The sequence below is a fragment of the Psychrobacillus sp. Z3-81 genome (assembly GCF_056620325.1).
Window position 1 is genome coordinate 1 of record NZ_JBWQPU010000001.1, and the last position, 25,001, is coordinate 25,001.

A 25,001-nucleotide genomic window follows, 5' to 3' on the forward strand; every position below is an offset into this window, starting at 1 on the left:
CAGCAAAGAATATTATGGTTGCTGACTATGTGTTTACTTTACCCAGTATTATCACTTTACTAATTTCTGGGTTTTTATTAGCGATAAAAAGTAATTATTCTCTTGATGAAATAAACTGGTTAACAGTTTCCTTAGCTTTATTTACAATTACAGGAGTGATATGGATTACTCTATTGTTACCCCTGCAAAGAAAAATGATTAAATATAGTGGAGAAGAATTCAATAAAATTGATTATAAAAAAGTCTCTAGAACTTGGGATGTTATTGGGATAATATCAACGATAATTCCCCTTCTTATTTTGTATTTAATGGTGGTCAAACCTTTTTAAAAATTTCACTAACGGGGGCTTTAGTGAAATAAGGATGAGGGGGATTTAAAATTGAAAGAATTTATTGGTGTATTTTTTGTTTGTATTGTTATCTGTTGGATTTTTGCTATTTTCTTCCTCAATCTCATCGTAGAAAATATATGGGCTTTAATTATTTTTATTGCATTTCTGTTAGCGGTGTTAATTACAATTTTCATAAAACTGGCAATTAAAATTGAAGAATTAGAAAAGAAAGTGGAAAAGTTATTAAATAACAAATAGGGTTAAGAGATTAAATTGCGTTAATAGTTGGAGTGCTTTTGTGAAACAACATACTTAAACAAACGGGTGCTTTACTACAATATCAAGGGCTGTGTGATCAGCTCTTTTTTGCTATGCTGCTAACGGGGCAGTTTAGTTTAAGAAGAAGGATTTTTTGCGATTGTATTGAATAAGTTAATATATGTAAATTCGTTGAACAAAAGGGGTGTTTTTTGTGGAAGAACTAGGTTCTTTTGGTATTGGTGATCTGTTATCTTATAAACGCTTATTAGGAGTGGTACATGAATGAATAAAAAAATATTCATAGGAATGCTTTTATTCACGTTACTGTTAATTTCAGGGTACTCTAATAAAGAATTAGTTCAGATTCATGCAGAAAAAGAACAATTAACTAGTGAGGTTTCACAATTGAATAAACTGCTCGCTGATAAAGATGAAGAAATAAGCAGTTTAGAGGAAGATTATTCAAATAAGATAACTGAGTTTGGCGAACTGACTAAGAATTTAGAAATGGTTCGATGGTCATCCATTGCCAGACTAGATGATTATAATAATTCATTCTATAATTTAGAAGAGGTTTATAAGATTCATTCGAATCATGTCATTAAAGATGATTGGTATGTGATTAATGATGAGTATTTTCAAATCGAATTATTAGATTATGAGAATGCTAAGAAAGTAGACTTCTATACATTAAGAATGGAGTCGGACGAAGGCAAAATTTTAGTATTTACTGATACTGATTCTAAGGATGGTTGGGTCTATACAAATGATACTATTAACAAAATCATAAATAAACATAAGATTTCTGGGAATTCTACGTTTAGACCATATTTCGTCATTTACACAGAAGTGACGCTTGAGGATGGGAATGTTATTAGGACATCAAGGTTACCGATATATTATAAATGAATTACCAAGATATACTTATTGAACTAACGGGGGCGTTAGTACAAGAAGATAAAAATGGCTTGGGTTGTAAACAACTCTAGAAAATAGAGTTTCGGAGAAGATGATATAGTGAATTTATACAGATTTAATTTAATATAGGCAAAGCAATAACAACTTAGATTGCTATTAAGAAGACACCTAAAAAACGCCCCCAAACTGCCCCCAAATTAACACATTTTAATAAACCTTAATGCGTATTTAATAATATTAAAAAAGCCTTACAAACCCTTTAATATCAGGGCTTGTAAGGCTTTTAATATCACTCTTTGCAGAGCAATTTAATTAACGAGAGTAGAACTCAACGATTAGAGCTTCGTTAATTTCAGCAGATAATTCGCTGCGCTCTGGAAGGCGTACGAATGTACCAACTTTTTTGTCAGCGTCGAAAGAAAGGTATTCAGGAACGAAGTTGTTCACTTCAATAGCTTCTCCAACTACTGCAAGGTTTTGAGATTTTTCACGAAGAGAGATCTCTTGACCTGGTTTTACGCTGTAAGATGGGATATCTACGCGTTTTCCGTCTACTAAAACGTGACCGTGGTTTACTAATTGACGAGCTCCACGACGAGTACGAGCAAGACCTAAACGGTAAACTAGGTTGTCAAGGCGAGTTTCAAGAAGGATCATGAAGTTTTCACCGTGTTTACCTTGCATTTTACCAGCTTTATCAAATAAGTTACGGAATTGACGTTCGTTTACACCATAAGTATGACGAAGTTTTTGTTTTTCTTGTAATTGTTGACCATATTCAGTCAATTTTTTACGTTGGTTAGGACCGTGTTGTCCTGGTGCGTATGGGCGTTTTTCTAATTCTTTACCAGTACCGCTTAGTGAGATACCAAGACGACGTGAAATTTTCCAAGATGGACCTGTATAGCGAGCCATGAATGACTCCTCCTTTTTATTGGTTTTATTTTGTTGTAAAATAAGACCAGATGTATTCAGTCTAGAAGCCATTTCATTTTCATGCATCATCGCCCTTGCAGCCAAAGGGTTACGGGATACACCATCTACGTGAGTAGAGGAACAAAATGAACAAACTAGTCCATACAACTGCTGCGTTTATTTTACACAAAGTCTATTGTATCTCTCGGTAATAGGAAAGTCAATAAATTTAAAAGGAGATTTCAAATAAACGGAGGAATTTTCTATAAGATTGGAAGTAAATGATTTCCTATGAATTAATAACTTCATATATTTGACAAAAAGTAAATTTTATAGTCAAATAGATATAACGAGGGAATAGGGATAAAAGCATCATTTCTTTTAAAAACTGAGGTGTCCACATGGAAAGCGATGTTAACTTGTTACTGTTAAAAAGCCGAATGTTTGACATTTGGAATGAATATTCATTTAGCCATGAATCAAGTGCTAAATGGTTTCAGGATTTAAGGGTTTTGCTCGCAGAGTTCTTCGATATACATGAAGCAAATTATTATATTAATGACACAAATACCTTTGTACAGGTTAATTGGAACAGCTCCTTCTTTCAGAAGAGAAACATCATACTTTTGAAAGAAATTGAGGGCTTCTTCTTTGAAAAGGACTATGCGGAAATTGCTTTTATTCATGTGGGGCAATCCTCTAGACCGACCGTTTCTGTTTTATTGCGAGAAAACGCAGAGGTACTAGGCTTGCTAACATTAGAAGTAACAGATAAGTGGATACAGTTTACAGAAACACCATATTTGAATGAATTCATTTCATTAGTAACTAAGTTAGTGAAGACAATCAGAACCTCTATCTATCTTTCTCAGCAGGAGCATCAGTATAGGAATTTGTTTAATATAACAAAGACTTTCTATTCAACTTTGGAAATAGGGGATATTTTGGAAGGGACATTATCTGCGGTGAAGGATGCCTTCCCAAATTTCCAATCAACGCTTATTTTATCAAATGATCAAGACAGAAAAACTTCTATTCCATACAAACTTTTTGATTTTACAATCGAGAGACCGGCTACTGTAGAAGCTTTCGTGTCTGGGGAAATCACTTCAGAGTTGGCAGAGGATTTAGTCGTCCGTCTTTTGAATGTCCCTATTAAAGGGAAACAAGGTATATACGGGGTCTTACGTGTTGCTACCCCTTTAGATTATCTGTTTTCCACTAGACAGAAGGACTTCATATCCATGCTCGCGAATACAGCAGGTAATGCTTTAGAGAATGCCAAGCTATATATTCAATCTCATCGTCTAGTAGCAGATTTACAGTTAATTAATGAAACATCTCAAAAGTTAAATATGAACCTATCTAAACAAGAAATGATTGAATTTCTAACAAACCAATTGATGAAATCCTTTCACCCAGAACAAGTATGTTTTGTTTTTATAGAGAACGAGGAATATCAAATTTTTAGCGGGTCGGAATATTTCTATACATTGGATGGGCAAAGGTATATACAGCATGTAGGGAATCATTTTAAAAAGCAGAAGGATTCTTTATTTATTGCTGACTTTAATAGAATCACAAGCATAGCTCAACGCTATCGTTCGTTAATAGCTATCCCCTTGCGTGAGCAAGATACAATTGTAGGCTTTAGTATTGTGATGCACAGTGAACCTTACTTTTTTTCTTTTGATAGCTTTAAATTAATGCAATCACTTATACAGCACTCGTCACTTGCCATTAGTAACGCTGCATTAAGAATGAAGCTTCAGGAGATGGTGGATCGAGATCATTTGACCAATTTGTATGCTCGAATATATTTGGACAAGTATGTAGAGCAATCCATTGGAAAGGACCAAAACGGAGTATTTGTGTTAATGGATATTGATAATTTTAAACAGATCAATGATACACATGGACATCAAACGGGAGATATAATCTTACAGCAAATTGCCACACTAATCCAACGAAAAGTCGAGAATATCGGTATCGGAGCTAGATGGGGAGGGGAAGAACTGGCTTTATATTTCCCAAACATGACACTGGAAGAAGGTATTAATAAATGCAAGGAGCTGCTTGAGGTTATTCCATTATATTCAGAACCAAGTGTCACAGTATCTATCGGATTGGCTAGCTGGTCAAAGGATACAGTTATCAATTATCATCATCTGTTCCATAATACAGATATTGCACTTTACGATGCTAAAAATAATGGAAAAAATCAGATGTGTATATTTGAAGGTGCTCGTCTTTAGGCGAGCTTCTTTTCTTTTTTCTGCTAAATGTGTAAACTGTATGTAAGCGTTTACAAAGGAGTGTATGTATGAAGAAACAAATAGTAGAAAAAGAGACAGTCATTATCCATGAAGGTTATGAAACAGCTAAACACTTAGATAGCTTAGCAGTTCCGTTGTACCAGACCTCTACCTATGCATTTGAAAATGCAGAACAAGGTGCAAAAAGATTTTCTGGAGAGGAAATGGGAGGAATATATTCAAGACTAGGAAATCCAACGGTCCAGGTATTAGAGGATAGAATGGCAGCGTTAGAGCACGGTGAAGGGGCACTGGCTTTTGGCTCTGGGATGGCCGCAGTTAGTACTATATTAGTTTACTTGACGAAGGCAGGAGATCATATCTTATGTACAAGAGGGATTTATGGCTGTACATTTGGTTTACTGAATATAATGGAGGAAAAGTATAATATTTCTCATGATTTAGCGGCGTTAAGTTCAAAAGAAGAAGTAGAAGCTGCAATCAAACCTAATACAGCTTGTATTTATATAGAAACACCGATAAATCCTACAATGGAAATTGTGGATATTGAAATGATTACCGAAATTGCAAAAAAGCATCATATCCCTGTGGTTGTAGATAACACGTTCTCTTCTCCATATCTTCAAAATCCTTTAGATTTAGGAGCAGATTTTGTATTACACAGTGCAACAAAATATATTAATGGTCATGGAGATGTCATTGCTGGTCTTTTGATAGGGAAAGACAAAGAGGAAATGGTAAAAATTAGATCAACTGTTCAAAAGGATTTTGGCGGGATTATTTCCCCATTTGATGCATGGCTTTTAATTAGAGGATTAAAAACCCTTCATATAAGAATGGACAGACATAGTGAGAATGCTGAAAAAGTTTTTCGATATCTAAGTGGTCAGGACAAGGTGGATAGTATCTTTTATCCGTTTGACCCTATGAGCCCACAATATGAGATTGCTAGGCGTCAAATGAAAAATGGGGGAGGATTAATATCTTTCAACATCAAGGGCGGGGTGGAGGTAGCCCAAAAGTTTATGAATAAGTTGAAGCTTATTAAAATAGCTGTAAGCTTAGGAGATGCTGAGACATTAATACAGCATCCTGCTACCATGACACATTCTGTCGTGCCTGAGAAGGAAAGAAACGCAATGGGCATCACAGACGGTATGTTAAGGTTGTCAGTTGGATTGGAAAATGTAAAGGATATTATAGACGACCTTGAAAATGCATTTTCTTCTATATAACAGGTAATAGAAAAGCTACTACCCAAGATCATGTAAATCCTTGTGTAGTAGCTTTTCCTTGTTATGGAGTTATAAGTGCTTAATCAGCACTTGAATAAATTGCCCCAGTCCTTTTGCATCTTCTTGGGAGAAACGATTTTTAATAGGGCTATCAATATCCAGGACCCCTATTAATTCCCCGTCTTTTACGATTGGTAAGACAATTTCTGATTGAGAAGCAGCGTCACATGCTATATGTCCAGGGAATTGGTGGACATCTGGAACTATGATTGTTTCCTGTGTTTCTGCAGAGGTCCCACATACCCCTTTTCCAAGCGGAATCCGAACGCAGGCAGGGAGGCCCTGGAATGGTCCAAGGACAAGCTCTCCATTTTCCACCAAATAAAAGCCTACCCAATTAATTTGATCAAAAAACTGATTGAGCAGTGCAGAAGCATTGCTTAAATTAGCAATGACATTTGGTTCGCCAGTTAAAAGTGCATCTAGCTGTTTTGCAAGCATTGTATAATTAGCGGATAAATCTTGTGAGTAAGTTGATTTTGTGAACATTGATACATCTCCATTCTAGTATAAGCATTCAAATTGCTTATAAAATTGATGTAAATCCTTAACTTGATGGGCGTCCGAACCAAATATGATAGGAATCCCAAGTGCTCGTGCCTCGTGGACGAAGGGAAGAGGAGGATAGCTCTCTCTACAATATGGCTTCGCAAGGCCGGCGCTATTTAGGTCGAGTTGTAGATTGCTATTTTTTAATTCTTGTAGGATTTCTCGAATATATTGCTCGTCGTTTATTTTCTCGGATAGTGCTAATTGGAATTTATGAACAAGTGTAATATGTCCAATCCTTTTCGGTTTATATTTTCCAAGTTCACTCTTTATTGAATCCATCACTGTTTTATAATACAATTTATAGACGGATAATGGTTCACTTGTAAGTTGAACAAACTCAAGGAAGGTTTCCTTCGAGTAATCAATACATACGTATTTTTGCTGATAATAAAGAAAATGAACCGATAGAATTGCATCATCCAAATATTTTCCATAAGTATCTAGAAATTTAGTAGTTTCCTCTTCGAAATTAGAAATATAATCCACCTCAAGACCGGTTGATATAACAATATCTTGTTTGTATTGCTTTTTCAACTGTTCTAAATCGGAGATGTAATTTTCTAATTGCTGGAGGTCCATGCCACTATCCTTTTGAGGGGTTGGATCAAGGAATCCTGCTGGCAGTGGGGCATGCTCTGTGAACGTGATTTCCTCAAATCCATGTTTAATTGCTTTTTCTATATATCGATGGAAGGTATCTAGTGTACCATGAGGACAATAGGGTGTATGAATATGCCCATCTTTTTTCATATATTGACCTCCTTTTGAGTATGAAGTATATTTTATGACAAATTTCATAGTTTTTATCATGTTTTATGAAACAATAACATAAAAAGCATGGTAAGATATAGAGTAAGATATTAAATAGTATTTTTTGATTTTGGAACAGGGGGCTTACGATGAAGTATATCATCCCAGCAGTCATTATACTTTTAGTAATTGCAGTAATTGCGTTTATTATAAGAAGAAAGCATACAACAGAGATCGCCAGGTTAGAGCATGAAAAACATCAAATTCAAAATAAACCCATTTTAGAAGAGATGACAAAGGTCAAGCAACTAAATATGAATGGGCAAACAGAAGAGATGTTTGAAAGATGGCGTAATACTTGGACGGAAGTTATGGATGTCCATATGTCTAAAATAGACGTCCTCTTGTTTGATGCAGAGGAATGTGTGGATAAGTTTATGTTTATGAAAGCCTCTAAGATAGAAAAAGAGCTCCATTTTCTAATTTCCACTTGTGATGATAAAATGAATGGAATTTTGAAAGAATTAGAAGAGCTTATCGGTAGTGAGGAAAAAAACAGGATAGAAATTGAACAGTTAAAAGAACAGCACCGTTCAGCAAGGAAAACTTTGCTAGCGCACCAATATTCTTTTGGAGAAGCTGCAAGACCATTAGAAGAAAAGCTCGAGTCCTTTATCCCTCTGTTTGAGCAATTTGATGAGTTAACTGACACAGGGAATTATTTAAAGGCTAGGGAAATCGTTATATCTATACAAGACGAGGCTCAAAGATTCTTCCATAAGATTCACCAAATTCCTACCCTTCTAACCGAGTTGCAACATAAAATTCCGGCTACTATTCATGAATTGCGTGTCGGGCAGAGAGAGATGGAAGAGAGCTCTTATTATCTGCAGCATCTGGAAATGACGAATAAGCTGGATTCTTTAGAGAAGGAGCTAATCGAGCTTAAGGCGGATATTGTCCAGTTAGAGGTAGCAAGGCCTTTGGCTAGAGTGGAAGAGATAAAGGATGAAATTGATACACTATATGACTTGCTTGAAAAAGAAGTGATAGCTAAGAAGTTTGTGGACGTTCATAAAGCTCAAACAGAAAGTCGTCTAAAAGAGGTGACGTCTGTCACTAGAGCAATAAGTGAAGAAGCGGCATATGTACAGCAAAGCTATCGACTTCCGGAGAAAGAGGCAGAAATCCCTCAAAGCTGCTTAAAGGAGTTAGAGGAGCTTGAGAAGCGTTTCTCTATTCTTTCATTACGAGTACAGGAAGAAAAATCTGCTTACTCCAGCTTGCAAGAAGAGCTACATGAGATTGCAGAGGAAATAGATCGTTTATATGAGGAGCAGGACCGATTTGCAAATCGTTTAAAAAACCTGCGAATTGATGAAAACAAGGCAAGAGAGAAGCTTGACGAGTTAAAGTTATTGCTTCATGAAACGGATCGAATGATTCAAAAGGCAAATCTTCCGGGGATTCCCGAAGAGATGGATGTTCGATTAGAAGAAGCAGAAGAGCATATTTATATTGCTATGCAAAGTCTTCAAGAGGTGCCTCTAAACATGACATTGGTGGATAGTTATTTAGTAAAAGCAGAAGCATGCATGGAAGAGGTTCATCAAAAAGCAAAAGAAATGCTAGAAAATGTAGAGTTAACAGAGAGAATTATTCAGTATGGTAATCGTTATAGAAAAACGAATCCTGAAGTTCACGCTCGTCTGCTCGAAGCAGAGGAAGCATTCAGACAATTGCGCTATGCAAAGGCATTAGAGGATGCTGCAACAGCAGTGGAGGAAGTAGAGCCAGGTGCCTTGAAGAAAATTGAAAAGCTGATAAAAGAGGCAGCTTGGCATACATAATACGACAGTGAAAAATGAACATGTTAACCGGAAAAATACCACCTCACATGGAAAAGTGAAGGTGGTTTTTTTCCGAGTCAAAATCCTCGTATGCCTTTTAAAGGTTCTATAATATTTGTTGAGGGTATTTATACAAATTATATGAAATAGCCCAAATCACATATTTTATATACCTGAATTGACTAGAAAGTAGTTATAGAAAGGTGATTTGTGCACTATCAAGCAAATGTATTTCTGAATTATGTATGCGGCAGACTCCAGCGGGAATAGCTCGTGCGGAAAATCAACTTTTATCGTGACATGGCACGATAAAAGTTAGTTGGAGCCGTGCCCGCGGAAAGCGATGCCTGTAATGGAGATCAACGGTACTTTATTAGGATAGGACACTACTCAACATTTGAATTATAACCTAAGAAGGAGTGAAAAAATGATTTATCTTGATAACAGTGCAACAACCAAGGCTTCCAAAGAAATATTGGAAACATATGTTGCGATAAATGAACAATATTGGGCCAATCCCTCTTCCATCCATTTATTTGGTCATAAAACAAATGAACTTTTAGAAACAGCTAGAGGCCAAGCGGCTACCATATTAAAGACTGCCAAAAATAAAATCTATTTTACCTCTGGTGGAACTGAATCAAATAACCTCGCTATTTTTGGCCTTGCAAATAAGTACCGATCTAGAGGTAGGCATATATTGGTCTCCGAAATTGAACATCCTTCGGTTTTAGAGGCTGCAAGAAGATTATCTACACTAGGCTTCGAGGTGGAATGGATTCCAGTTGGCGAGGATGGTGTGGTGGACATAGAGGCATTTGCTTCCTTGCTAAGAGAAGATACCGTTTTGGTTAGCGTAATGCATATAAACAATGAAACTGGGGCCGTACAACCAATTAAAAAAATTATTAGCCTAACAAGAGAGGCGAGTAGGGCGGTAATTCATGTAGATGCAGTTCAGAGCTTCGGAAAACTTCCTATAAACTTTAAGCTATATGATATAGATGCGCTTACTATTTCCTCTCATAAAATCCATGGACTAAAGGGGTCTGGCTTACTAGCGTTAGCTGAGAATAAAGAAGTAGAGCCTATAATCTTTGGGGGTGGACAGGAAAGTGGGATTAGAAGTGGAACCACTCCCGTTCCGTTAGCTGTTTGTACCGCAAAGGCAATGAGATTAGCGGATGAAGGATTGGAAGCAAATCAATTAAAAATGTGGAATATGACTAATTCGCTTATCCCATTTTTACAGAAATTTAAGGATGTAAAAATAATATCACCTGAGCAGAGAGCTCCTCACATCCTTACGTTGTCGGTAAGAAATATAAAGGGTGAGGTTCTAATCAATGCGCTGCAAGAAAAAGATGTGATAGTATCTACTAGTAGTGCTTGTTCCTCTAGACAAACAAAGACAAGTCATGTATTACAAGCGATGCATCTGTCCGATGAGTATATAAACGGAGTAATAAGACTAAGTGTCAGTCACGAAAATACAATGGATGAGATAGAGCAATTTAAACACATATTTAAAGAAGCGATGAGCGTCATCAAAGGAGACTAGAGATAGATGAAATGGGAAAAGATATTAGTTAGATATGGCGAGCTTTCTACAAAGGGAAGAAATAGAAAGCAGTTTATCAATCATTTAAGAAATAACATTAAATTTTCATTTGCAGACTTACCGAATTTAAAAATACAGGCAGAACGTGATCGTATGTTCTTAACTTCAACGGTGGAGGCCGAAATAGAAGAATTAATTAAACGATTACCAAATATATTTGGCATCCAATCCTTCAGTCCAGTGGCGTCTTGCGACAAAGAGTTAGACACGATCAAGCAGACAGCCCTTCAGATAATGGAGAACCTACCTACAGAGGGTCAAACGTTCCGAGTTACCGTGAAACGGACGGACAAGTCATTTCCTTTGGATACTTATGAGTTGCAAGCGAATATTGCTACTCATGTCTTAAGAGCGTATCCTTCTTTAAAGGTGAAGATGAAGCAGCCAGATATTGACCTAAGAATTGAAGTGTTAAGTGAGGCAGTGTATATGATGGCTCAAGTCATCCCGGGTGCTGGTGGTATGCCTTTAGGATCTAACGGTCGATCACTTCTCATGCTTTCTGGAGGAATAGATAGTCCGGTAGCAGGTTATATGTTAATGAAGCGAGGAGTAAGAATAGACGCAATTCATTTTCATAGCCCGCCATTTACTAGTGAACGTTCAAAGGAAAAAGTGATGGATTTAGCTAATATACTGAGTCAATTTGGTGCAACTGTTAGACTTCATATCATACCTTTTACAGAAATCCAGCAAAGTATACAAGCGCAGATTCCTGAAAATGTATCAATGACAACTACAAGAAGATTAATGCTGAAGATTGCGGATCAAGTGAGAGAAGAAATAGGAGCACTTGGAATAGTAACTGGAGAGAGCTTAGGCCAGGTAGCTAGTCAAACTTTAGAAAGCCTGACAGCTATTAATGCAGTTACCACAACGCCTGTCTTAAGACCGCTTATCAGCATGGACAAACTAGAGATTATTGATATTGCGCGTCATATTGGCACTTACGATACATCAATCCTTCCATATGAAGATTGCTGTACAATCTTTACTCCATCTTGTCCAAAAACGAAGCCTAAGCTTGAAAAGGTCGAATACTATGAGAGTTTTAGGGATTATGATGTGATGATAAAGGATGCAATAGAGAAACGAGAAATCATCTCGTTCCCTCAGAAAAAAGAAAAGGAATTTCACGATTTCCTTTAATCTTAACAAAAAATACCTCTCCTTCTTGTACATAAATTAGGGTCAAAAGACCATTCTAATCTCACAAGGAGGTGAGAAACATGCCAAACAACAATGAACTTCTAGTACCAGGAGTACAACAAGCAATTGATCAAATGAAATACGAAATTGCACAAGAATTTGGTGTTAACCTTGGTGGAGAAGCTACATCGCGTGCCAACGGATCCGTAGGCGGAGAAATTACTAAGCGATTAGTTCGTCAAGCACAACAACAAATGAGCGGTGGCTTTAAAGCTTAACCATTAAAGGAAAGCCGGTAGATTTATTCTACCGGCTTTTATGATGTTTTAAACAGAGAATATGAAAGCACCGATGAAGTGATAATCTTCATCGGTGCTGTTGTTCCTCTCCCAGCAAAATTTTTAAGAAACAAACCTGTTTACTGTACACTGAGAAAGTCATATAATTATTTTAATATTTCGTTTTTCAAAATAGTGAGGTGTTTAGATGGAGTCCGAAGAGCGGCATGGCATTTTAGCGGTTATTATCGCTTATTCATTATGGGGATTTATGCCTCTTTATTGGAAGGCTCTTTCCCACGTATCAAATGAAGAGATATTAGCCGGTCGCATCATCTGGTCATTTGTATTCACAATGGTTATCGTTTTGATTGGACGCAATTGGAGAGTACTTATACGTGATCTACAGGAGTTAAGGAAAAATAAGAAGTCGTTTTATAGCCTTTTTTTGGCCTCTTATTTAATTGCAGGAAACTGGTTTATCTATATATACGCTGTCAATGAGGAATATATTGTCCAAGCTAGCCTTGGCTACTATATCAACCCATTATTTTCTGTAGTTCTAGGAATATTATTTTTAAAAGAAACATTATCTCCGGCCCAGAAGCTTGCCGTTAGTATGGCGGGTCTGGGTGTTGTATTGCTTATTATTACATATAAAGAAATACCTTGGATTGCTCTCGCATTAGCAACAACCTTTGCTTTTTATGGTTTAATCAAAAAGCATATTGCAATCGACGCAATAAGGGGACTAACGCTCGAAACATTATTTGTCCTGCCTGTGGCATTGCTGTATTTTGGTTATCTGTTAATAAACAATGAGGCAGTATTCTTTACAAGTGATACAAAGACTATCTTATTAATAATTTTTACTGGTGCTGCTACAGCTATACCACTTATTCTCTTTGCCAAGGGAACAAAAACCATGCCTCTTTATATGTCTGGTTTTTTTCAGTATATAGCTCCAACTATTATGTTGTTAGTAGGTATCTTTTTATATAACGAGTCATTCAGTAAAATGGAGTTCTTTTCCTTTTCCCTTATATGGCTTTCTCTGATTGTTTTTACATTCTCGAAAGTATTGGAATATAGGAGGAAGAAGTTAATCCCTTTAGGAGATTTATAAGAATGATCGTTTGATCTTGTCCCAAAAGCTATTATTTTTTAGCTTCACAGTTTTCACTATAGCATCGCTTAGCTTAATAGAAACTGATTCTACACGCTGGATGCTTAATGCTTCATTATCAGTACTCATAGACGGAAAAGAATTTGTCTCTGGTGGTAGGTGTAAATCAAGTACACGATTGCCGCTTAGAATGAAAGAAGATCCTAATGTTCTAAATTCGTTATTATTTACAGAGGCAATCTCAGCAACCTGAATACATGGGATCAGTGGATCAACAATTGCTCCATTTAAAGATTTATTGTATCCAGAGCTACCGGTAGGTGTGGAAATAACCATTCCATCTCCACGGAATCTTTCAAATCTCTTTCCGTCTACATAAACATCCAAGTCGAAAGCTCTGACGATGTTGGAACGAATGGTAAATTCATTTAAACAAAGGAATTTAGGCTGCTTATCTACAGATACCTCTAGTACTGGATACTTTCTTACTTCAATGTTTTGATTTAAAAGTGCCTCAGCCATTTCTTCAATATTCTCTACGTAAAAATCGCAATACATATGAAGAGCATCTGTAAGAGAAATTCCTGCATAGAGACAATCTTGACGAAACTCTGTTTTTCTTACCGCTTGCAGGAATGTGGCATCTGTACCGATGCTAACGATAATAGAAGCATTTTTGTGGTCTTCTTCTACTTCGAATCCATATTGTTTGATTAAAGAAGTTACTTCTTTCTTCCTTTGAAGGGATTCTGTATCGTTTTTTGTGTAAAGATAGATTGTGTTTCTTGTTGACATATATTTTACTCCTTTATAAAAAGATATAATTTATTTTATCATTTATTGAAACATTTACTCACTATTTTCGTATGAAATAATGCAGGGAAAAGGAGGAAATTAAATGAATATGAAAAGATGGTTTGCCATACTAGGGGCATTCATATTATTAACCGTGTCAATTTTTGTTAATACGCTTTCAAGTGTCTTTTCCACAGACTGGGCAACTTTAATGGATGAAATGGCTGGTGCGAGTGCAACAGAGTTTTATGAGACAGTATTAGAACCGGGAAGTGGGTCCAATCGAATCGCATTGTTAACAGTAGATGGAACTATCCAAAATACAGGCAGTGCGGGCTTGTTTGCATCTGAAACATATAATCACGTATTTTTTATGCAACAGCTGGAGCAAGTGAAGGCAGATGACTCAGTTAGTGCAATTGTACTTTCCGTAAATACTCCAGGTGGAGGAGTTGTAGAATCCGCTGAAATTCATCGGAAGCTTGTAGAAATACAGCAAGAAACAGAAAAGCCTATTTATGTATCTATGGGAAGTATGGCTGCGTCAGGCGGATATTACATATCAGCTCCCGCTGACAAAATCTTTGTAACAAAGGAAACGTTGACGGGATCTATCGGCGTTATTATGCAAGGAGTCAATTATGGGGAGCTTGCAGAGAAATATGGTGTAGAGTTTGTAACGATTAAATCTGGTCAATATAAAGACATTATGAGCTCCACTAGAGACATGACAGAAACAGAAAGAGGAATGCTTCAAGAGATTATTGATGACTCTTACGAAGGATTTGTAGATGTCATAGAAGAAGGGCGGAATATGACGGAGCAAGAAGTAAAAAAGGTTGCGGATGGTCGTATTTTAAATGGAAGACAAGCTATTGAGGCAGGTCTAGCGGATGAATATGGCTTCCTTGAAGATACGGTGGCAGCGATAAAAGCAGACTATCAATTAGAGGATGCTGAAGTATTCCAATACGGATATTCCCCAAGCTTTAGTTCATTATTTGCTATGAAAGCTCAATCATTCTTAGGTGTTGATATTGAAACCCAAATGATTGCAAAGCTAATCACTGATAACAATGCACCAAAAATGATGTATCTTTATGGAAATGAATAGGAGGGATTAACATGACGGAAAACCATCATCCAGAGGTACAAGATAGTGAGCCTGTCAAACAGCAGGTGCTTGTACAACGAACGGAGAAATTTGAGCATAAGTTTGCTGGTTTCTGGATTCGCTTTTGGGCATATACTGTTGACCTCCTAATCTTATCAGCTGTCGGAATGCTGTTATTTAAACCAATTTTCCGACTGTTTTCTTGGGATATTGATAATCCTTTTTGGTATGCACCTTACACCTTGTTAACAGCAACTGTTTTTTATCTGTATTTTGTTATAATGACAAAATTATGGTCTCAAACAATAGGTAAGATTATTTTTGGTATAAAGGTAATTGCAAAGGACGGTTCGAAACCATCTTGGGGAACGGTTATTTTTAGAGAATGGATTGGACGACTAATATCTATCATTCCGATGAACCTTCCTTATCTAGTGGTAGCTTTTACGCCAAAAAAACAAGCATTACATGACTTTATTGCTGATACCCTCGTGGTGCATGAAGCAGTGTACGATAAAAAAGAGATTGTAACATATAAAAAGGTGCCTGTACTTGCAAATGAGTTGCAAGAGCCTAAAGAAGTTTAGTAAGATAAAGTTATTGAAAAGGAGGCTACAATCATGGCTCAAGTAACATTTAAAAATAACCCAGTAACCTTAGTAGGAGAAGAGGTTAAGGTAGGGCAAAAAGCACCTAACTTTACTGTGTTGGCAAATGATTTGTCACCTGTAACCCTAGATGATACAGCCGGAAAAATTCGTTTAATTAGTGTAGTTCCTTCCCTTGATACTGGAGTTTGCTCAACACAAACTAATAAGTTTAATGAAAGTGCTGCTAGTTTAAGTGACGATGTAGTAATTTTAACTATATCTGTTGACTTACCATTTGCACAAAAGCGCTGGTGTGGGGCAAATAATGTAGCTGCGGTTCAAACATTATCAGATCACAAGGATCTTTCCTTCGGTAAGGCTTACGGGGTTCTTATGGAAGAACTAAGATTACTTGCGCGTTCTGTGTTCGTAGTGGACAAAAATGATACGGTAACCTACGTGGAATACGTAAGTGAAGGTACTGAACATCCAGACTATGAAAAAGCAATTGAAGCTGTTAAATCATTAAGCTAATCAAACACATTAAAAGGAACCCACTCTTTGAGTGGGTTTTAATATGAGGGATAATAAATGACATCAAACGTAGAACAAATTTTTACTTTTATTGATCGAGAAAGTACTTTCATGGAAAATCAGGAATCTGCAACTTACCTGGAAGGAGTTGTATTTGCACTTGAATTATGGCTGGAAGGGAAAAGGTTGCCAGAAATAACATCACCTAAGAAAGAGGAAGTTCGTAAGGCAATTCAGCTTGCCATTTTAAAAGGTATGAACAAGTCCACTCAGCCAAATCATCAGATGACTCCGGATGCATTAGGTTTGTTGGTAAGTTACTTAGTAAACATCATGAATAAGGACAAAGAAAAAATTACTATTCTTGACCCTGCCTTAGGGACAGGAAATTTGCTTTATACCGTTATGAATATGCTTTCTCAACCAGCTAGTGCCTATGGAGTAGAAATTGATGAGTTATTAATACAGCTCGCTGCACAAACTGGGGAGCTTTTGGAACAAGACGTCCAGCTATTTAGACAAGATGGCCTTAGACCTTTATTTATCGATCCAGTTGACATAGTAATCAGTGACTTGCCAGTTGGATATTATCCAGATGATGAAGTATCAAAAGATTACCAATTGAAGGCGACTGAGGAAATGTCTTATGCTCACCATCTGTTTATAGAGCAATCTATGCGATATGTGAAAGAAGGTGGGTACTTATATTTCTTCGTGCCTGCTAGTCTTTTTGAGTCTAAGCAATCTGCTCAGCTGCATAAATTTATAAAGGAGCAGGGGTGGATAGAAGCAGTACTGCAGCTTCCAGATTCACTTTTTAAAACAAAAGGTCAAGAAAAAAGTCTGATAATATTGCAGAAGAAAAGCGATTCTTTGAGAGCTCCGAAGGACGTATTATTGGCAAAGGTTCCAAGTATGTCCAATAGAGAGGCAATGGTACTATTTTTGGAAAAAATTAATACGTGGCAAAAAGAGAAATCCTCTATGTAAAGTGTTGCTTGCTTCCTTTCTGCAAGGTACAATCATTGTACTTATTCAGAAAGGGGCGTTGTTAATGCCGAAAATATTAGCTGTAAACGCTGGCAGCTCTTCTTTAAAATTCCAATTATTTGAGATGCCACAAGAAACAGTCGTTGCAAAAGGATTAGTAGAACGTATAGGTCTATCAGATCCCTTTTTTACCATGACAACAGAAAATGAAAGAATTCAAATGACAGAAGTGATTGAAAATCATGAACAAGCTGTCGCTCTTTTGATCCGCATGCTGGTTGAAAAAGGAGTTATTGAGAAACTAGAGGATATTGAAGGTATTGGACACCGTGTGGTACATGGTGGTGAACAATTTAACCAGTCCGTGTTAGTCGATGAAAGGGTAATCGAGGTTATAGAAGACCTTGCGGATTTTGCTCCTTTACATAACCCAGCTAACGCAATAGGAATTCGTGAATTTAAGAAGGTTCTACCTAATGTACCGACTGTAGCTGTTTTTGATACTGCTTTCCATCAAACGATGCCTGAAAGCTCCTTCTTATATTCCATTCCTTATGAGTATTATGAAAAGTATGGAGTAAGAAAATATGGTTTCCATGGAACTTCTCATAAGTATGTTTCTCAACGTGCTGCAGAGATGTTAAAGAGACCGATTGAAAAGACACGCTTTATCTCCTGCCATTTAGGTAATGGAGCAAGTATTGCTGCGATTAAAGGCGGGGTATCCATTGATACATCTATGGGCTTTACACCATTAGCAGGTGTTACAATGGGAACTAGATCCGGAAACGTTGACCCTGCATTGATTCCTTACTTAATGGAGAAAACAGGAAAAAGTGCTGAAGGTATTCTAGATGTATTAAACAAAAAATCAGGTCTACTAGGAGTTTCAGGATTTTCTAGTGACTTGAGAGATATTGTTTCTGAAGCATCAAAAGGAAACGACAGAGCACAGCTTGCATTAGATGTATTTGGAAGTAAAATTCATAAATACATTGGATCTTATGCAGCTAAAATGGATGGTGTAGATGCAATCATCTTTACTGCTGGTATTGGTGAAAACAGTGATGTAGTACGTGCGAAGGTTCTTCAAGGACTACAATTCATGGGCGTTTATGTGGATCCAGATTTAAACAAGCTGAATGGAAAAGAAGGCTTTATTAACTTCCCTCATTCTCCAGTTAAAATCATGGTAATCCCAACAAACGAGGAGATTATGATCGCTCGTGACGTAATGGATCTTGCAGGATTGTAAGTCTCTGATAGCTTATAGAGAAGATAAAGTCCTTTAGAGGAAGTTACGCTAAAATAATACATGATCTTAGAAACGAGTATGTGAAAGTTTATCTATCACATACTCGTTTTTTTACTGATTGAATGGTATGAGATTAAAACGAAGCCTAAGTAATTAAGGGATATGCTTAGGATATTGTTTTGTTGGAAAAGGACAATAAAAAACGGATAGACGGCAGGGGAGCCTGCGTGTCTATCCGTTTTTATTTAAGATAAGAATTTATTTAGATGCTTCCTATCTTATTTTACATCATCAGTACGAACAACTAAAACATCACATTTTGATGAACGTACAATGTACTCAGATACACTTCCGATTAGGAATCTTTCCATTGCATTTAATCCAGTAGCTCCACAGATGATTAAATCTGCTTCTACTTTGCTTGCAATATCTTTAGAAATCATGATTTTTGGTGATCCGTATTCAACAATAACTTGAACATTTTCCACGCCAGCTTCTAAGGCTTCTTTTTTATAGCCTCCAAGTAGGTCCTCCGCAAAAGTTTGTGCTCTTTCAGCGATAGAACGGTCATAGGCTTCGATTGCCGCAAAAGAACGTGTATCAATGATGTTTACTAAATGTAGAGTTGCATTGTTTCTTTCAGCAATTGCAACCGCCTTTTTAAAGGCATATTCCGCCTCCTTAGAACCGTCTACAGCTACTAGAATGTGGTTGTACTTCATTTGAATTTCCTCCTTTTTATTTACACTATATAATTCGATAATATTCGTCAGATTCCTCCCAATTCTAAGAGTTTATTTAGGCAAATTTGTGAACGTAAAAGATAAATAATTGGGCATTTTGAAAATATTAATGATAAAATAAGACTTGTTAGTAACCAATGACTATTTTAAAAGGAGATATAGGGATGCGTATAGGAATTCCAAAAGAAACAAAAAACAACGAAAATCGTGTTGCCATGACACCAGCTGGAGTAGTTAGCTTAACATTAAACAATCATGAGGTGTTTATTGAGACAGGTGCTGGCCTTGGATCTAGTTTTACTGATGAGGATTATATTGCTGCAGGTGCAACGATTGTAAAAACTGCACAAGAGGCATGGGACCAGGAAATGGTTATGAAAGTAAAAGAACCAACGTCCGCTGAATATCATCTTATTCGTGAGGAATCTATTTTATTCACTTATTTGCATTTAGCACCAGAGGAAGCCTTGACTAAGGTTCTATTAGAGAAAAAAGTGACTGCTATTGCCTATGAGACAGTTCAGCTACCAAATAATAGCCTTCCACTTCTTTCGCCAATGAGTGAGGTTGCTGGAAGAATGTCAACGCAAATAGGAGCGCAATTCCTTGAACAAATTCATGGCGGAAAAGGTATTCTTCTTGGAGGAGTTCCTGGTGTGCCGAGAGCGAATGTTGCCATTATTGGTGGAGGTATCGCTGGGACGAATGCTGCGAAGGTTGCGATTGGTATGGGAGCTAAGGTGACAATAATCGACCTGAATGCAGATCGTTTACGTCAGCTAGAGGATTTATTTGGTTCGAACGTTCAAACTTTAATCTCTAATCCATATAATATTGGAGAAGCGGTAAAAGCAGCGGATTTAGTAATAGGCGCTGTATTGATCCCGGGTGCAAAGGCTCCTAAATTGGTTACAGAGGAAATGATTAAAGAAATGACACCAGGTTCTGTAGTCATTGATATTGCAATTGACCAAGGTGGAATCTTTGAAACATCTGATAGAATAACAACACATGATAACCCGACATATATTAAACACGGGGTAGTTCACTATGCAGTTGCAAATATGCCTGGTGCTGTTCCTAGAACGTCCACAATGGCTCTTACAAATGCTACGGTGCCATATGCGGTTCAGATAGCTAATAAAGGCTATAAACAAGCCTGCTTGGACAACCCTGCTCTATTAAAAGGTATTAACACCCTGGCGGGACATATTACGTTCGAGGCTGTAGCAGAAGCTCAAGGATTACCTTATACAAACGTAACAACTTTATTATAATCTTACGAGAATCACCCAGTCCCTTAGAGGATTGGGTGATTTTGTGTTTGTTAATTAATAAGTTTCTTATATCTTCAATCTTCGTTCATTGAATAATCCTCTTTCTAAAGGCTAGGATAGAAATGATAGTGTTTAATCGCAATTATAAATGATATTAGAAATGGGTGTAATGGGTGTTATATGTATATATCGGGTTAGCTGGTGCCCTTGGTGCAATTAGCCGCTATTCGTTAGGATTACTTTTATTCCCGACGTTCTCCTTTCCTTTTGGAACATTATTTATTAATATAGCTGGTTGTTATCTGTTAGCTACACTTCTTTCTAGAAGTAAAAAAATACCAGATAGTATGAAGACAGCAATTGGGACAGGCTTTCTTGGTTCCTTTACGACATTTTCTACTTTAAGTCTTGAGACCGTTAAACTGGTTGAAAGTGGACAAGAGGCTATGGCGTTTTTGTATATATTGTTTTCTGTGCTTGGTGGAATGGTAGCTAGTAAGCTAGGGTGGAGGAGAGAAGTATGCTGAATCAATTGATATTAATTGGATTAGGTGGGGCTTTAGGAGCTGTAAGCAGATTTTATATATCTGGAAAATTAAATTCCAAAGCTGACTTCCCGATCGGTACACTGCTTGTTAATCTAGCGGGTTCTTTTTTCTTGGGTTTTCTTTGGGGATGGTTGGAAGGTGAACCATTCTATTTATTTGCTGGAATAGGTTTTCTGGGAGCATTGACCACATATTCGACCTTACATGTAGAGCTGCAAAAATTAAGTAAAAAGAAAGGATTATGGATTATCTATTTGCTTTCTTCTTATCTTGGGGGCTTTCTTCTGGCTTATGCAGGCTACCTCTTGATATAAAAGGGGTTGCTAACCAGTGCAGGAGCAAGACTGCATAACAGACATTACAAAAGAAGGAAGAGGGTGGGAAAAACTTATTTCTATCTTGATGGGTTATATCCTTTTGGTAATTTATTAATCAGTATCTACCTTTAAGAATAAGAAAGCACTTATGATTCTCCATATACGAAAGAATCATAAGTGCTGCTCAATTGTTTTATCCCAATCTCTAGATTTCTAGAGGATTATCAATTCTTTCGGGAACTTGGTTAAAACCTCTACTCCGTCTTTTGTAACGACCACATCATCTTCGATACGAACTCCTGCAATGTCTGGGTGATAGATACCCGGTTCAATGGTAAAAACCATACCCTCTTGAAGCTGAAGCTCATTTACTCCAGTAATAGAAGGATATTCGTGGACGGAAATGCCCAACCCGTGTCCAAGTCTATGCGTAAAGTATTCGCCGTAGCCAGCCTCGGAAATAATATCACGAGCGATTTTATCTAGCTCCATTGCAGAGATGCCTGGCTTTACAGCTTGTACGGCACTTTCTTCTGCCTTTAAAACTGTATGATAAATCTCCTTCATTTCTTCTGTAGGCTCACCGTATGCTACGGTTCTTGTAATATCAGAGCAATAGCCGTTGTATACAACACCTAAATCGAAAAGGATAAAGTCTCCCTTTTGTATTCTTCTTTCTCCCGGTGTTCCGTGAGGGGAGGCTGTCTTTTTCCCGCTTAACACCATCGTGTCAAAGGACATTTGACTAGCACCCTTTTCTTTTACTGCTTTTTCAATTGTGTTAAGTATTTCTAATTCTGTTTTTCCTTCTGCGATTTCTTTTACTCCAACTTCAATCGCATAATCAGCAAGTTCAGCAGCTTTTCGCATATTTTCAAGCTCTTTTTCAGACTTGATGACACGAAGCTCGTTAATTTTTTCGTCTACACGACTAACTTGTAACTCAGGAAATCTTTCTGTGATTGCTTCTAATCTTTCCACTGTTACATGTGATTTTTCAATTGCTAGTGTATGTAAACTACCAACCTTTTCTTTAATGGAATCAGCTAAGATATCCCAAGCATTATCCGTATCCTGGTGACCTATTATATCGTCCTTCCAGCCTGTCTCCACCGCGTCTGGCATTTCCATTTTCGGACAAATCAATAACGGAGCTGCATCTCTGAAGATGACAACACCAAGTAATCTTTCATGTGGATTACTTTTAAATCCCGTGAAATAAAACACATTATCCGGTGTTGTAATAAAGGCAGCATCTAAGTTGCTTGATTGAAGAAAACCTTGTATTTTATCAATAGGAGTCATTTGAGCACCTCTTTCATCATGATAAAAATAGCATACCAGATTAAAGGATTTCAGGCATCTGCGTTGAATGAAACAAAGGAAAGAATTTTATCAAAGGGAGAGATATTAATGAAACTTAGTTATCATGGACATTCCGTTGTGAAAATTCAAACCAAACAGCATACAATTATTATTGATCCGTTCATCAATGGAAATGAGCTAACAGATTTAGTGGCCGATGACGTAAAGGTGGATGCAATTCTATTGACTCACGGTCACGACGATCATGTGGGAGATACAGTTGCCATTGCAAAGAAAAACGATGCATTGGTAGTCGCTCCATTTGAACTTGCAAATTATTTAGGCTCTAAGGGAGTAAAAGTTCATCCCATGGGGATAGGAGGAGAGTATGACTTCGAGTTCGGACGGGTAAAATTAACACAAGCCTTCCATAGCTCCTCTACAACACGTGAAGATGGGACTTCCATATATTTAGGGATGCCTACAGGTATTATTTTTACAGCTGATGATGTAACTATATACCATGCTGGAGATACTGGCCTGTTTGGAGATATGAAGCTTATTGGTGAGAGAAATGAGATTGATGTTGCTTTCCTGCCAATTGGAAGTAACTTTACAATGGGTCCAGAGGATGCTGCTTATGCGGCAGAATTGATAAAACCTAAAATTGTAGTGCCAATTCATTTCAATACTTTTCCACCGATAAAACAGGACCCACAGCGATTTAAAAATCTCGTGAAGGGTGTGCAGGTGCAAGTACTTTCAGCTGGTGAATATGTCCATTTAGAACTTCAATAGAAATCAACTAAAATGTGGTACAATAGGACGTATAACAATCGTTTGGATGTGACTACATGGTAACAAAACATGAGCAAATTTTAGCTTATATTGAAAACCTTCCTGTTGGAGATAAGATTTCTGTTAGGCAAATTGCTAAAGATCTTTCTGTCAGTGAGGGTACTGCATATAGAGCAATAAAGGAAGCAGAAAACAGAAGGCTTGTTAGTACGATTGAACGAGTAGGAACTATACGAATCGAATTAAAGAAGAAGGAACACTTTGAGCGTCTAACATTTGCGGAGGTAGTAAATATAGTAGATGGACAAGTGTTAGGTGGGAAGAGTGGCCTTTATAAAACATTAAACAAATTCGTGATTGGTGCGATGAAGCTTGAGGATATGATGAGGTATGTAGAGCCAAGCAATTTACTAATCGTAGGGAATCGATTTAAAGTTCATGAAGCTGCTCTATACGCTGGCGCAGCAGTATTAATCACTGGAGGCTTTGATGTGTTAGAAAGCACGAAAAAGCTGGCAGATGAATTAGAGCTCCCTATTATTTCAACAAGCTATGATACCTTTACCGTAGCCACGATGATCAACCGTGCAATAGATGATCAGCTCATCAAAAAGGATGTTCTGCTGATTGAGGATATTTATATTTCCTTGGAGGATACTCACTTTTTATATACAACAGATCACGTTAAGCAATACAGAGAGTTAAATGACGAAACCAGTCATGGAGGCTTCCCAGTAGTAGATAAATCAAACAAACTAGTGGGAATCGTTACTGCTAGAGACGTTATTGGAAGGACAAGTAATGAATTGATTGAAAAGGTAATGACTAAAAATCCAATCTCTATCACTACGAAGACAAGCGTTGCATCTGCTAGTCATCGAATGATATGGGAAGGAATCGATTTATTACCTGTCGTAAAGGATAGCAATTATTTGGTTGGCGTAGTTAGTAGGCAGGATGTGTTAAAGGCCTTGCAGGCAGCTGCTAGACAGCCTCAGAATGGAGAAACCATTGAGGATATTGTGAAGCAACAAATAAAAGTAGCATCGGCGGATGATTATGTATTTGAATTTGTTGTTACTCCTCAAATGACGGATCATTATGGGACAATGTCGAACGGAGCTTTAACTATCCTACTGACAGAAACGGGCGCTCAATCATTGAAAATCCGAAAACGTGGGGAAAGTGTTGTAGAAAATATGACCATCTATTTCACTAAGCCAATCCAATTAGAAAGCCTTCTGCGGATTCAGGTTCGTTTTTTAGAGCTGAGTAGAAAAGTTGCCAAAATGGATGTAGAAGTTTATAACGATAAGCAATTAGTCGGAAAAGCAATGATTACTTATCATTTACTGGAAAGGTAAGGGCAATAAAAAAAGTAGGCAGAATCGCTCTTTCGATTTTGCCTACTT

26 protein-coding genes are annotated in these 25,001 nt (G+C 37.2%); 20 read left to right on the plus strand and 6 right to left on the minus strand.

The genetic code is table 11. From position 1 onward, the window contains the following. From AC1ECF_RS00005 to AC1ECF_RS00015, 3 genes are all read left to right on the plus strand, one after another. The coding region (locus tag AC1ECF_RS00005) for a DUF2269 family protein (RefSeq protein WP_480387327.1) at positions 1-329 on the plus strand (329 nt) is incomplete at its 5' end. 51 nt (positions 330-380) lie between these two features. Beyond that, complete coding sequence (locus tag AC1ECF_RS00010) at positions 381-590, plus strand: hypothetical protein (RefSeq protein ID WP_480387328.1); 210 nt, start codon at positions 381-383, stop codon at positions 588-590. 285 nt (positions 591-875) lie between these two features. Next, positions 876-1,502: a hypothetical protein gene (locus AC1ECF_RS00015; RefSeq protein ID WP_480387329.1), complete on the plus strand. Its 627-nt coding sequence runs from the start codon at positions 876-878 to the stop codon at positions 1,500-1,502. Positions 1,503-1,823: 321 nt separating this feature from the next. Here AC1ECF_RS00015 and rpsD read toward each other — a convergent pair whose 3' ends face one another. Beyond that, the gene (gene rpsD / locus AC1ECF_RS00020; RefSeq protein ID WP_480387330.1) at positions 1,824-2,426 is read right to left on the minus strand and encodes a 30S ribosomal protein S4; all 603 of its coding nucleotides are present in this window, start codon (positions 2,424-2,426) and stop codon (positions 1,824-1,826) included. 401 nt (positions 2,427-2,827) lie between these two features. Here rpsD and AC1ECF_RS00025 point away from each other — a divergent pair, with 401 nt between their 5' ends. Further along, a complete protein-coding gene (locus AC1ECF_RS00025; RefSeq protein WP_480387331.1) occupies positions 2,828-4,681 on the plus strand; it encodes a sensor domain-containing diguanylate cyclase in 1,854 nt (617 codons plus the stop codon). A 68-nt stretch (positions 4,682-4,749) separates the two neighbouring features. After that, a complete protein-coding gene (gene megL, locus AC1ECF_RS00030; protein ID WP_480387332.1) occupies positions 4,750-5,937 on the plus strand; it encodes a methionine gamma-lyase in 1,188 nt (395 codons plus the stop codon). A gap of 69 nt (positions 5,938-6,006) precedes the next feature. Here megL and AC1ECF_RS00035 read toward each other — a convergent pair whose 3' ends face one another. Both AC1ECF_RS00035 and hisJ read right to left on the minus strand, forming a co-directional pair. Then, the gene (locus AC1ECF_RS00035) at positions 6,007-6,486 is read right to left on the minus strand and encodes a GAF domain-containing protein (protein ID WP_480387333.1); all 480 of its coding nucleotides are present in this window, start codon (positions 6,484-6,486) and stop codon (positions 6,007-6,009) included. A 15-nt stretch (positions 6,487-6,501) separates the two neighbouring features. After that, positions 6,502-7,299 (minus strand): histidinol-phosphatase HisJ, encoded by a 798-nt coding sequence (gene hisJ, locus AC1ECF_RS00040; RefSeq protein WP_480387334.1) that lies wholly within the window; start codon positions 7,297-7,299, stop codon positions 6,502-6,504. A 149-nt stretch (positions 7,300-7,448) separates the two neighbouring features. Here hisJ and ezrA point away from each other — a divergent pair, with 149 nt between their 5' ends. The 5 genes from ezrA to rarD all read left to right on the plus strand — a co-directional run bounded on the left by ezrA (position 7,449) and on the right by rarD (position 13,323). Further along, complete coding sequence (gene ezrA / locus AC1ECF_RS00045) at positions 7,449-9,149, plus strand: septation ring formation regulator EzrA (protein WP_480387335.1); 1,701 nt, start codon at positions 7,449-7,451, stop codon at positions 9,147-9,149. 427 nt (positions 9,150-9,576) lie between these two features. Then, the gene (locus AC1ECF_RS00050; RefSeq protein WP_480387336.1) at positions 9,577-10,710 is read left to right on the plus strand and encodes a cysteine desulfurase family protein; all 1,134 of its coding nucleotides are present in this window, start codon (positions 9,577-9,579) and stop codon (positions 10,708-10,710) included. A gap of 6 nt (positions 10,711-10,716) precedes the next feature. Next, positions 10,717-11,919: a tRNA uracil 4-sulfurtransferase ThiI gene (gene thiI, locus AC1ECF_RS00055; protein ID WP_480387337.1), complete on the plus strand. Its 1,203-nt coding sequence runs from the start codon at positions 10,717-10,719 to the stop codon at positions 11,917-11,919. Between the two features lie 80 nt (positions 11,920-11,999). Next, complete coding sequence (locus AC1ECF_RS00060; protein ID WP_480387338.1) at positions 12,000-12,197, plus strand: alpha/beta-type small acid-soluble spore protein; 198 nt, start codon at positions 12,000-12,002, stop codon at positions 12,195-12,197. 208 nt (positions 12,198-12,405) lie between these two features. Further along, complete coding sequence (gene rarD / locus AC1ECF_RS00065; protein WP_480387339.1) at positions 12,406-13,323, plus strand: EamA family transporter RarD; 918 nt, start codon at positions 12,406-12,408, stop codon at positions 13,321-13,323. Here the strand turns inward: rarD and AC1ECF_RS00070 are convergent. After that, positions 13,318-14,118: an NAD kinase gene (locus AC1ECF_RS00070; protein ID WP_480387340.1), complete on the minus strand. Its 801-nt coding sequence runs from the start codon at positions 14,116-14,118 to the stop codon at positions 13,318-13,320. The two genes, rarD and AC1ECF_RS00070, sit on opposite strands and share 6 nt — an antisense overlap. Positions 14,119-14,221: 103 nt before the next feature. Here AC1ECF_RS00070 and sppA point away from each other — a divergent pair, with 103 nt between their 5' ends. The 5 genes from sppA to AC1ECF_RS00095 all read left to right on the plus strand — a co-directional run bounded on the left by sppA (position 14,222) and on the right by AC1ECF_RS00095 (position 18,601). After that, a complete protein-coding gene (gene sppA / locus AC1ECF_RS00075; protein WP_480387341.1) occupies positions 14,222-15,232 on the plus strand; it encodes a signal peptide peptidase SppA in 1,011 nt (336 codons plus the stop codon). Positions 15,233-15,243: 11 nt separating this feature from the next. Further along, a complete protein-coding gene (locus AC1ECF_RS00080) occupies positions 15,244-15,819 on the plus strand; it encodes an RDD family protein (RefSeq protein WP_480387342.1) in 576 nt (191 codons plus the stop codon). A 33-nt stretch (positions 15,820-15,852) separates the two neighbouring features. Then, positions 15,853-16,356 carry a thiol peroxidase gene (tpx, locus tag AC1ECF_RS00085; protein ID WP_480387343.1) on the plus strand — a complete coding sequence of 168 codons (504 nt, stop codon included), beginning with the start codon at positions 15,853-15,855 and terminating at the stop codon, positions 16,354-16,356. Between the two features lie 57 nt (positions 16,357-16,413). After that, the gene (locus AC1ECF_RS00090) at positions 16,414-17,346 is read left to right on the plus strand and encodes a class I SAM-dependent methyltransferase (RefSeq protein WP_480387344.1); all 933 of its coding nucleotides are present in this window, start codon (positions 16,414-16,416) and stop codon (positions 17,344-17,346) included. 64 nt (positions 17,347-17,410) lie between these two features. Further along, positions 17,411-18,601: an acetate kinase gene (locus tag AC1ECF_RS00095; RefSeq protein WP_480387345.1), complete on the plus strand. Its 1,191-nt coding sequence runs from the start codon at positions 17,411-17,413 to the stop codon at positions 18,599-18,601. Positions 18,602-18,879: 278 nt separating this feature from the next. On the opposite strand, the gene AC1ECF_RS00100 is transcribed toward AC1ECF_RS00095, so the two are convergent. Then, positions 18,880-19,323: a universal stress protein gene (locus AC1ECF_RS00100; RefSeq protein WP_480387346.1), complete on the minus strand. Its 444-nt coding sequence runs from the start codon at positions 19,321-19,323 to the stop codon at positions 18,880-18,882. Positions 19,324-19,508: 185 nt separating this feature from the next. On the opposite strand from AC1ECF_RS00100, the gene ald reads away from it, so the two are divergent. The 3 genes from ald to AC1ECF_RS00115 all read left to right on the plus strand — a co-directional run bounded on the left by ald (position 19,509) and on the right by AC1ECF_RS00115 (position 21,483). Then, complete coding sequence (gene ald, locus AC1ECF_RS00105; RefSeq protein ID WP_480387347.1) at positions 19,509-20,621, plus strand: alanine dehydrogenase; 1,113 nt, start codon at positions 19,509-19,511, stop codon at positions 20,619-20,621. Positions 20,622-20,794: 173 nt separating this feature from the next. Beyond that, the gene (crcB, locus tag AC1ECF_RS00110) at positions 20,795-21,148 is read left to right on the plus strand and encodes a fluoride efflux transporter CrcB (protein WP_480387348.1); all 354 of its coding nucleotides are present in this window, start codon (positions 20,795-20,797) and stop codon (positions 21,146-21,148) included. Then, on the plus strand, positions 21,142-21,483 hold the full coding sequence (locus AC1ECF_RS00115; RefSeq protein ID WP_480387349.1) for a fluoride efflux transporter FluC: 342 nt from the start codon (positions 21,142-21,144) through the stop codon (positions 21,481-21,483). The genes crcB and AC1ECF_RS00115 overlap by 7 nt, the downstream gene beginning before the upstream one ends. 216 nt (positions 21,484-21,699) lie before the next feature. On the opposite strand, the gene AC1ECF_RS00120 is transcribed toward AC1ECF_RS00115, so the two are convergent. Continuing rightward, the gene (locus tag AC1ECF_RS00120) at positions 21,700-22,791 is read right to left on the minus strand and encodes a M24 family metallopeptidase (RefSeq protein ID WP_480387350.1); all 1,092 of its coding nucleotides are present in this window, start codon (positions 22,789-22,791) and stop codon (positions 21,700-21,702) included. A 108-nt stretch (positions 22,792-22,899) separates the two neighbouring features. Between AC1ECF_RS00120 and AC1ECF_RS00125 the strand changes: the two genes are divergently transcribed. Continuing rightward, positions 22,900-23,589 (plus strand): metal-dependent hydrolase, encoded by a 690-nt coding sequence (locus AC1ECF_RS00125; RefSeq protein WP_480387351.1) that lies wholly within the window; start codon positions 22,900-22,902, stop codon positions 23,587-23,589. Between the two features lie 56 nt (positions 23,590-23,645). Continuing rightward, positions 23,646-24,953, plus strand: coding sequence for a DRTGG domain-containing protein (locus tag AC1ECF_RS00130; RefSeq protein ID WP_480387352.1), 1,308 nt, complete (start codon positions 23,646-23,648; stop codon positions 24,951-24,953). The last annotated feature ends 48 nt before the right edge of the window (positions 24,954-25,001 follow it).

What these genes read in the sequence shown, in the direction of transcription:
- AC1ECF_RS00015 (WP_480387329.1), top strand. Translation starts at nt 876, where the DNA reads ATGAATAAAAAAATATTCATAGGAATGCTTTTATTCACGTTACTGTTA.
- rpsD (WP_480387330.1), bottom strand. Translation starts at nt 2,426, where the DNA reads ATGGCTCGCTATACAGGTCCATCTTGGAAAATTTCACGTCGTCTTGGT.
- AC1ECF_RS00025 (WP_480387331.1), top strand. Translation starts at nt 2,828, where the DNA reads ATGGAAAGCGATGTTAACTTGTTACTGTTAAAAAGCCGAATGTTTGAC.
- megL (WP_480387332.1), top strand. Translation starts at nt 4,750, where the DNA reads ATGAAGAAACAAATAGTAGAAAAAGAGACAGTCATTATCCATGAAGGT.
- AC1ECF_RS00035 (WP_480387333.1), bottom strand. Translation starts at nt 6,486, where the DNA reads ATGTTCACAAAATCAACTTACTCACAAGATTTATCCGCTAATTATACA.
- hisJ (WP_480387334.1), bottom strand. Translation starts at nt 7,299, where the DNA reads ATGAAAAAAGATGGGCATATTCATACACCCTATTGTCCTCATGGTACA.
- ezrA (WP_480387335.1), top strand. Translation starts at nt 7,449, where the DNA reads ATGAAGTATATCATCCCAGCAGTCATTATACTTTTAGTAATTGCAGTA.
- AC1ECF_RS00050 (WP_480387336.1), top strand. Translation starts at nt 9,577, where the DNA reads ATGATTTATCTTGATAACAGTGCAACAACCAAGGCTTCCAAAGAAATA.
- thiI (WP_480387337.1), top strand. Translation starts at nt 10,717, where the DNA reads ATGAAATGGGAAAAGATATTAGTTAGATATGGCGAGCTTTCTACAAAG.
- AC1ECF_RS00060 (WP_480387338.1), top strand. Translation starts at nt 12,000, where the DNA reads ATGCCAAACAACAATGAACTTCTAGTACCAGGAGTACAACAAGCAATT.
- rarD (WP_480387339.1), top strand. Translation starts at nt 12,406, where the DNA reads ATGGAGTCCGAAGAGCGGCATGGCATTTTAGCGGTTATTATCGCTTAT.
- AC1ECF_RS00070 (WP_480387340.1), bottom strand. Translation starts at nt 14,118, where the DNA reads ATGTCAACAAGAAACACAATCTATCTTTACACAAAAAACGATACAGAA.
- sppA (WP_480387341.1), top strand. Translation starts at nt 14,222, where the DNA reads ATGAATATGAAAAGATGGTTTGCCATACTAGGGGCATTCATATTATTA.
- AC1ECF_RS00080 (WP_480387342.1), top strand. Translation starts at nt 15,244, where the DNA reads ATGACGGAAAACCATCATCCAGAGGTACAAGATAGTGAGCCTGTCAAA.
- tpx (WP_480387343.1), top strand. Translation starts at nt 15,853, where the DNA reads ATGGCTCAAGTAACATTTAAAAATAACCCAGTAACCTTAGTAGGAGAA.
- AC1ECF_RS00090 (WP_480387344.1), top strand. Translation starts at nt 16,414, where the DNA reads ATGACATCAAACGTAGAACAAATTTTTACTTTTATTGATCGAGAAAGT.
- AC1ECF_RS00095 (WP_480387345.1), top strand. Translation starts at nt 17,411, where the DNA reads ATGCCGAAAATATTAGCTGTAAACGCTGGCAGCTCTTCTTTAAAATTC.
- AC1ECF_RS00100 (WP_480387346.1), bottom strand. Translation starts at nt 19,323, where the DNA reads ATGAAGTACAACCACATTCTAGTAGCTGTAGACGGTTCTAAGGAGGCG.
- ald (WP_480387347.1), top strand. Translation starts at nt 19,509, where the DNA reads ATGCGTATAGGAATTCCAAAAGAAACAAAAAACAACGAAAATCGTGTT.
- AC1ECF_RS00115 (WP_480387349.1), top strand. Translation starts at nt 21,142, where the DNA reads ATGCTGAATCAATTGATATTAATTGGATTAGGTGGGGCTTTAGGAGCT.
- AC1ECF_RS00120 (WP_480387350.1), bottom strand. Translation starts at nt 22,791, where the DNA reads ATGACTCCTATTGATAAAATACAAGGTTTTCTTCAATCAAGCAACTTA.
- AC1ECF_RS00125 (WP_480387351.1), top strand. Translation starts at nt 22,900, where the DNA reads ATGAAACTTAGTTATCATGGACATTCCGTTGTGAAAATTCAAACCAAA.
- AC1ECF_RS00130 (WP_480387352.1), top strand. Translation starts at nt 23,646, where the DNA reads ATGGTAACAAAACATGAGCAAATTTTAGCTTATATTGAAAACCTTCCT.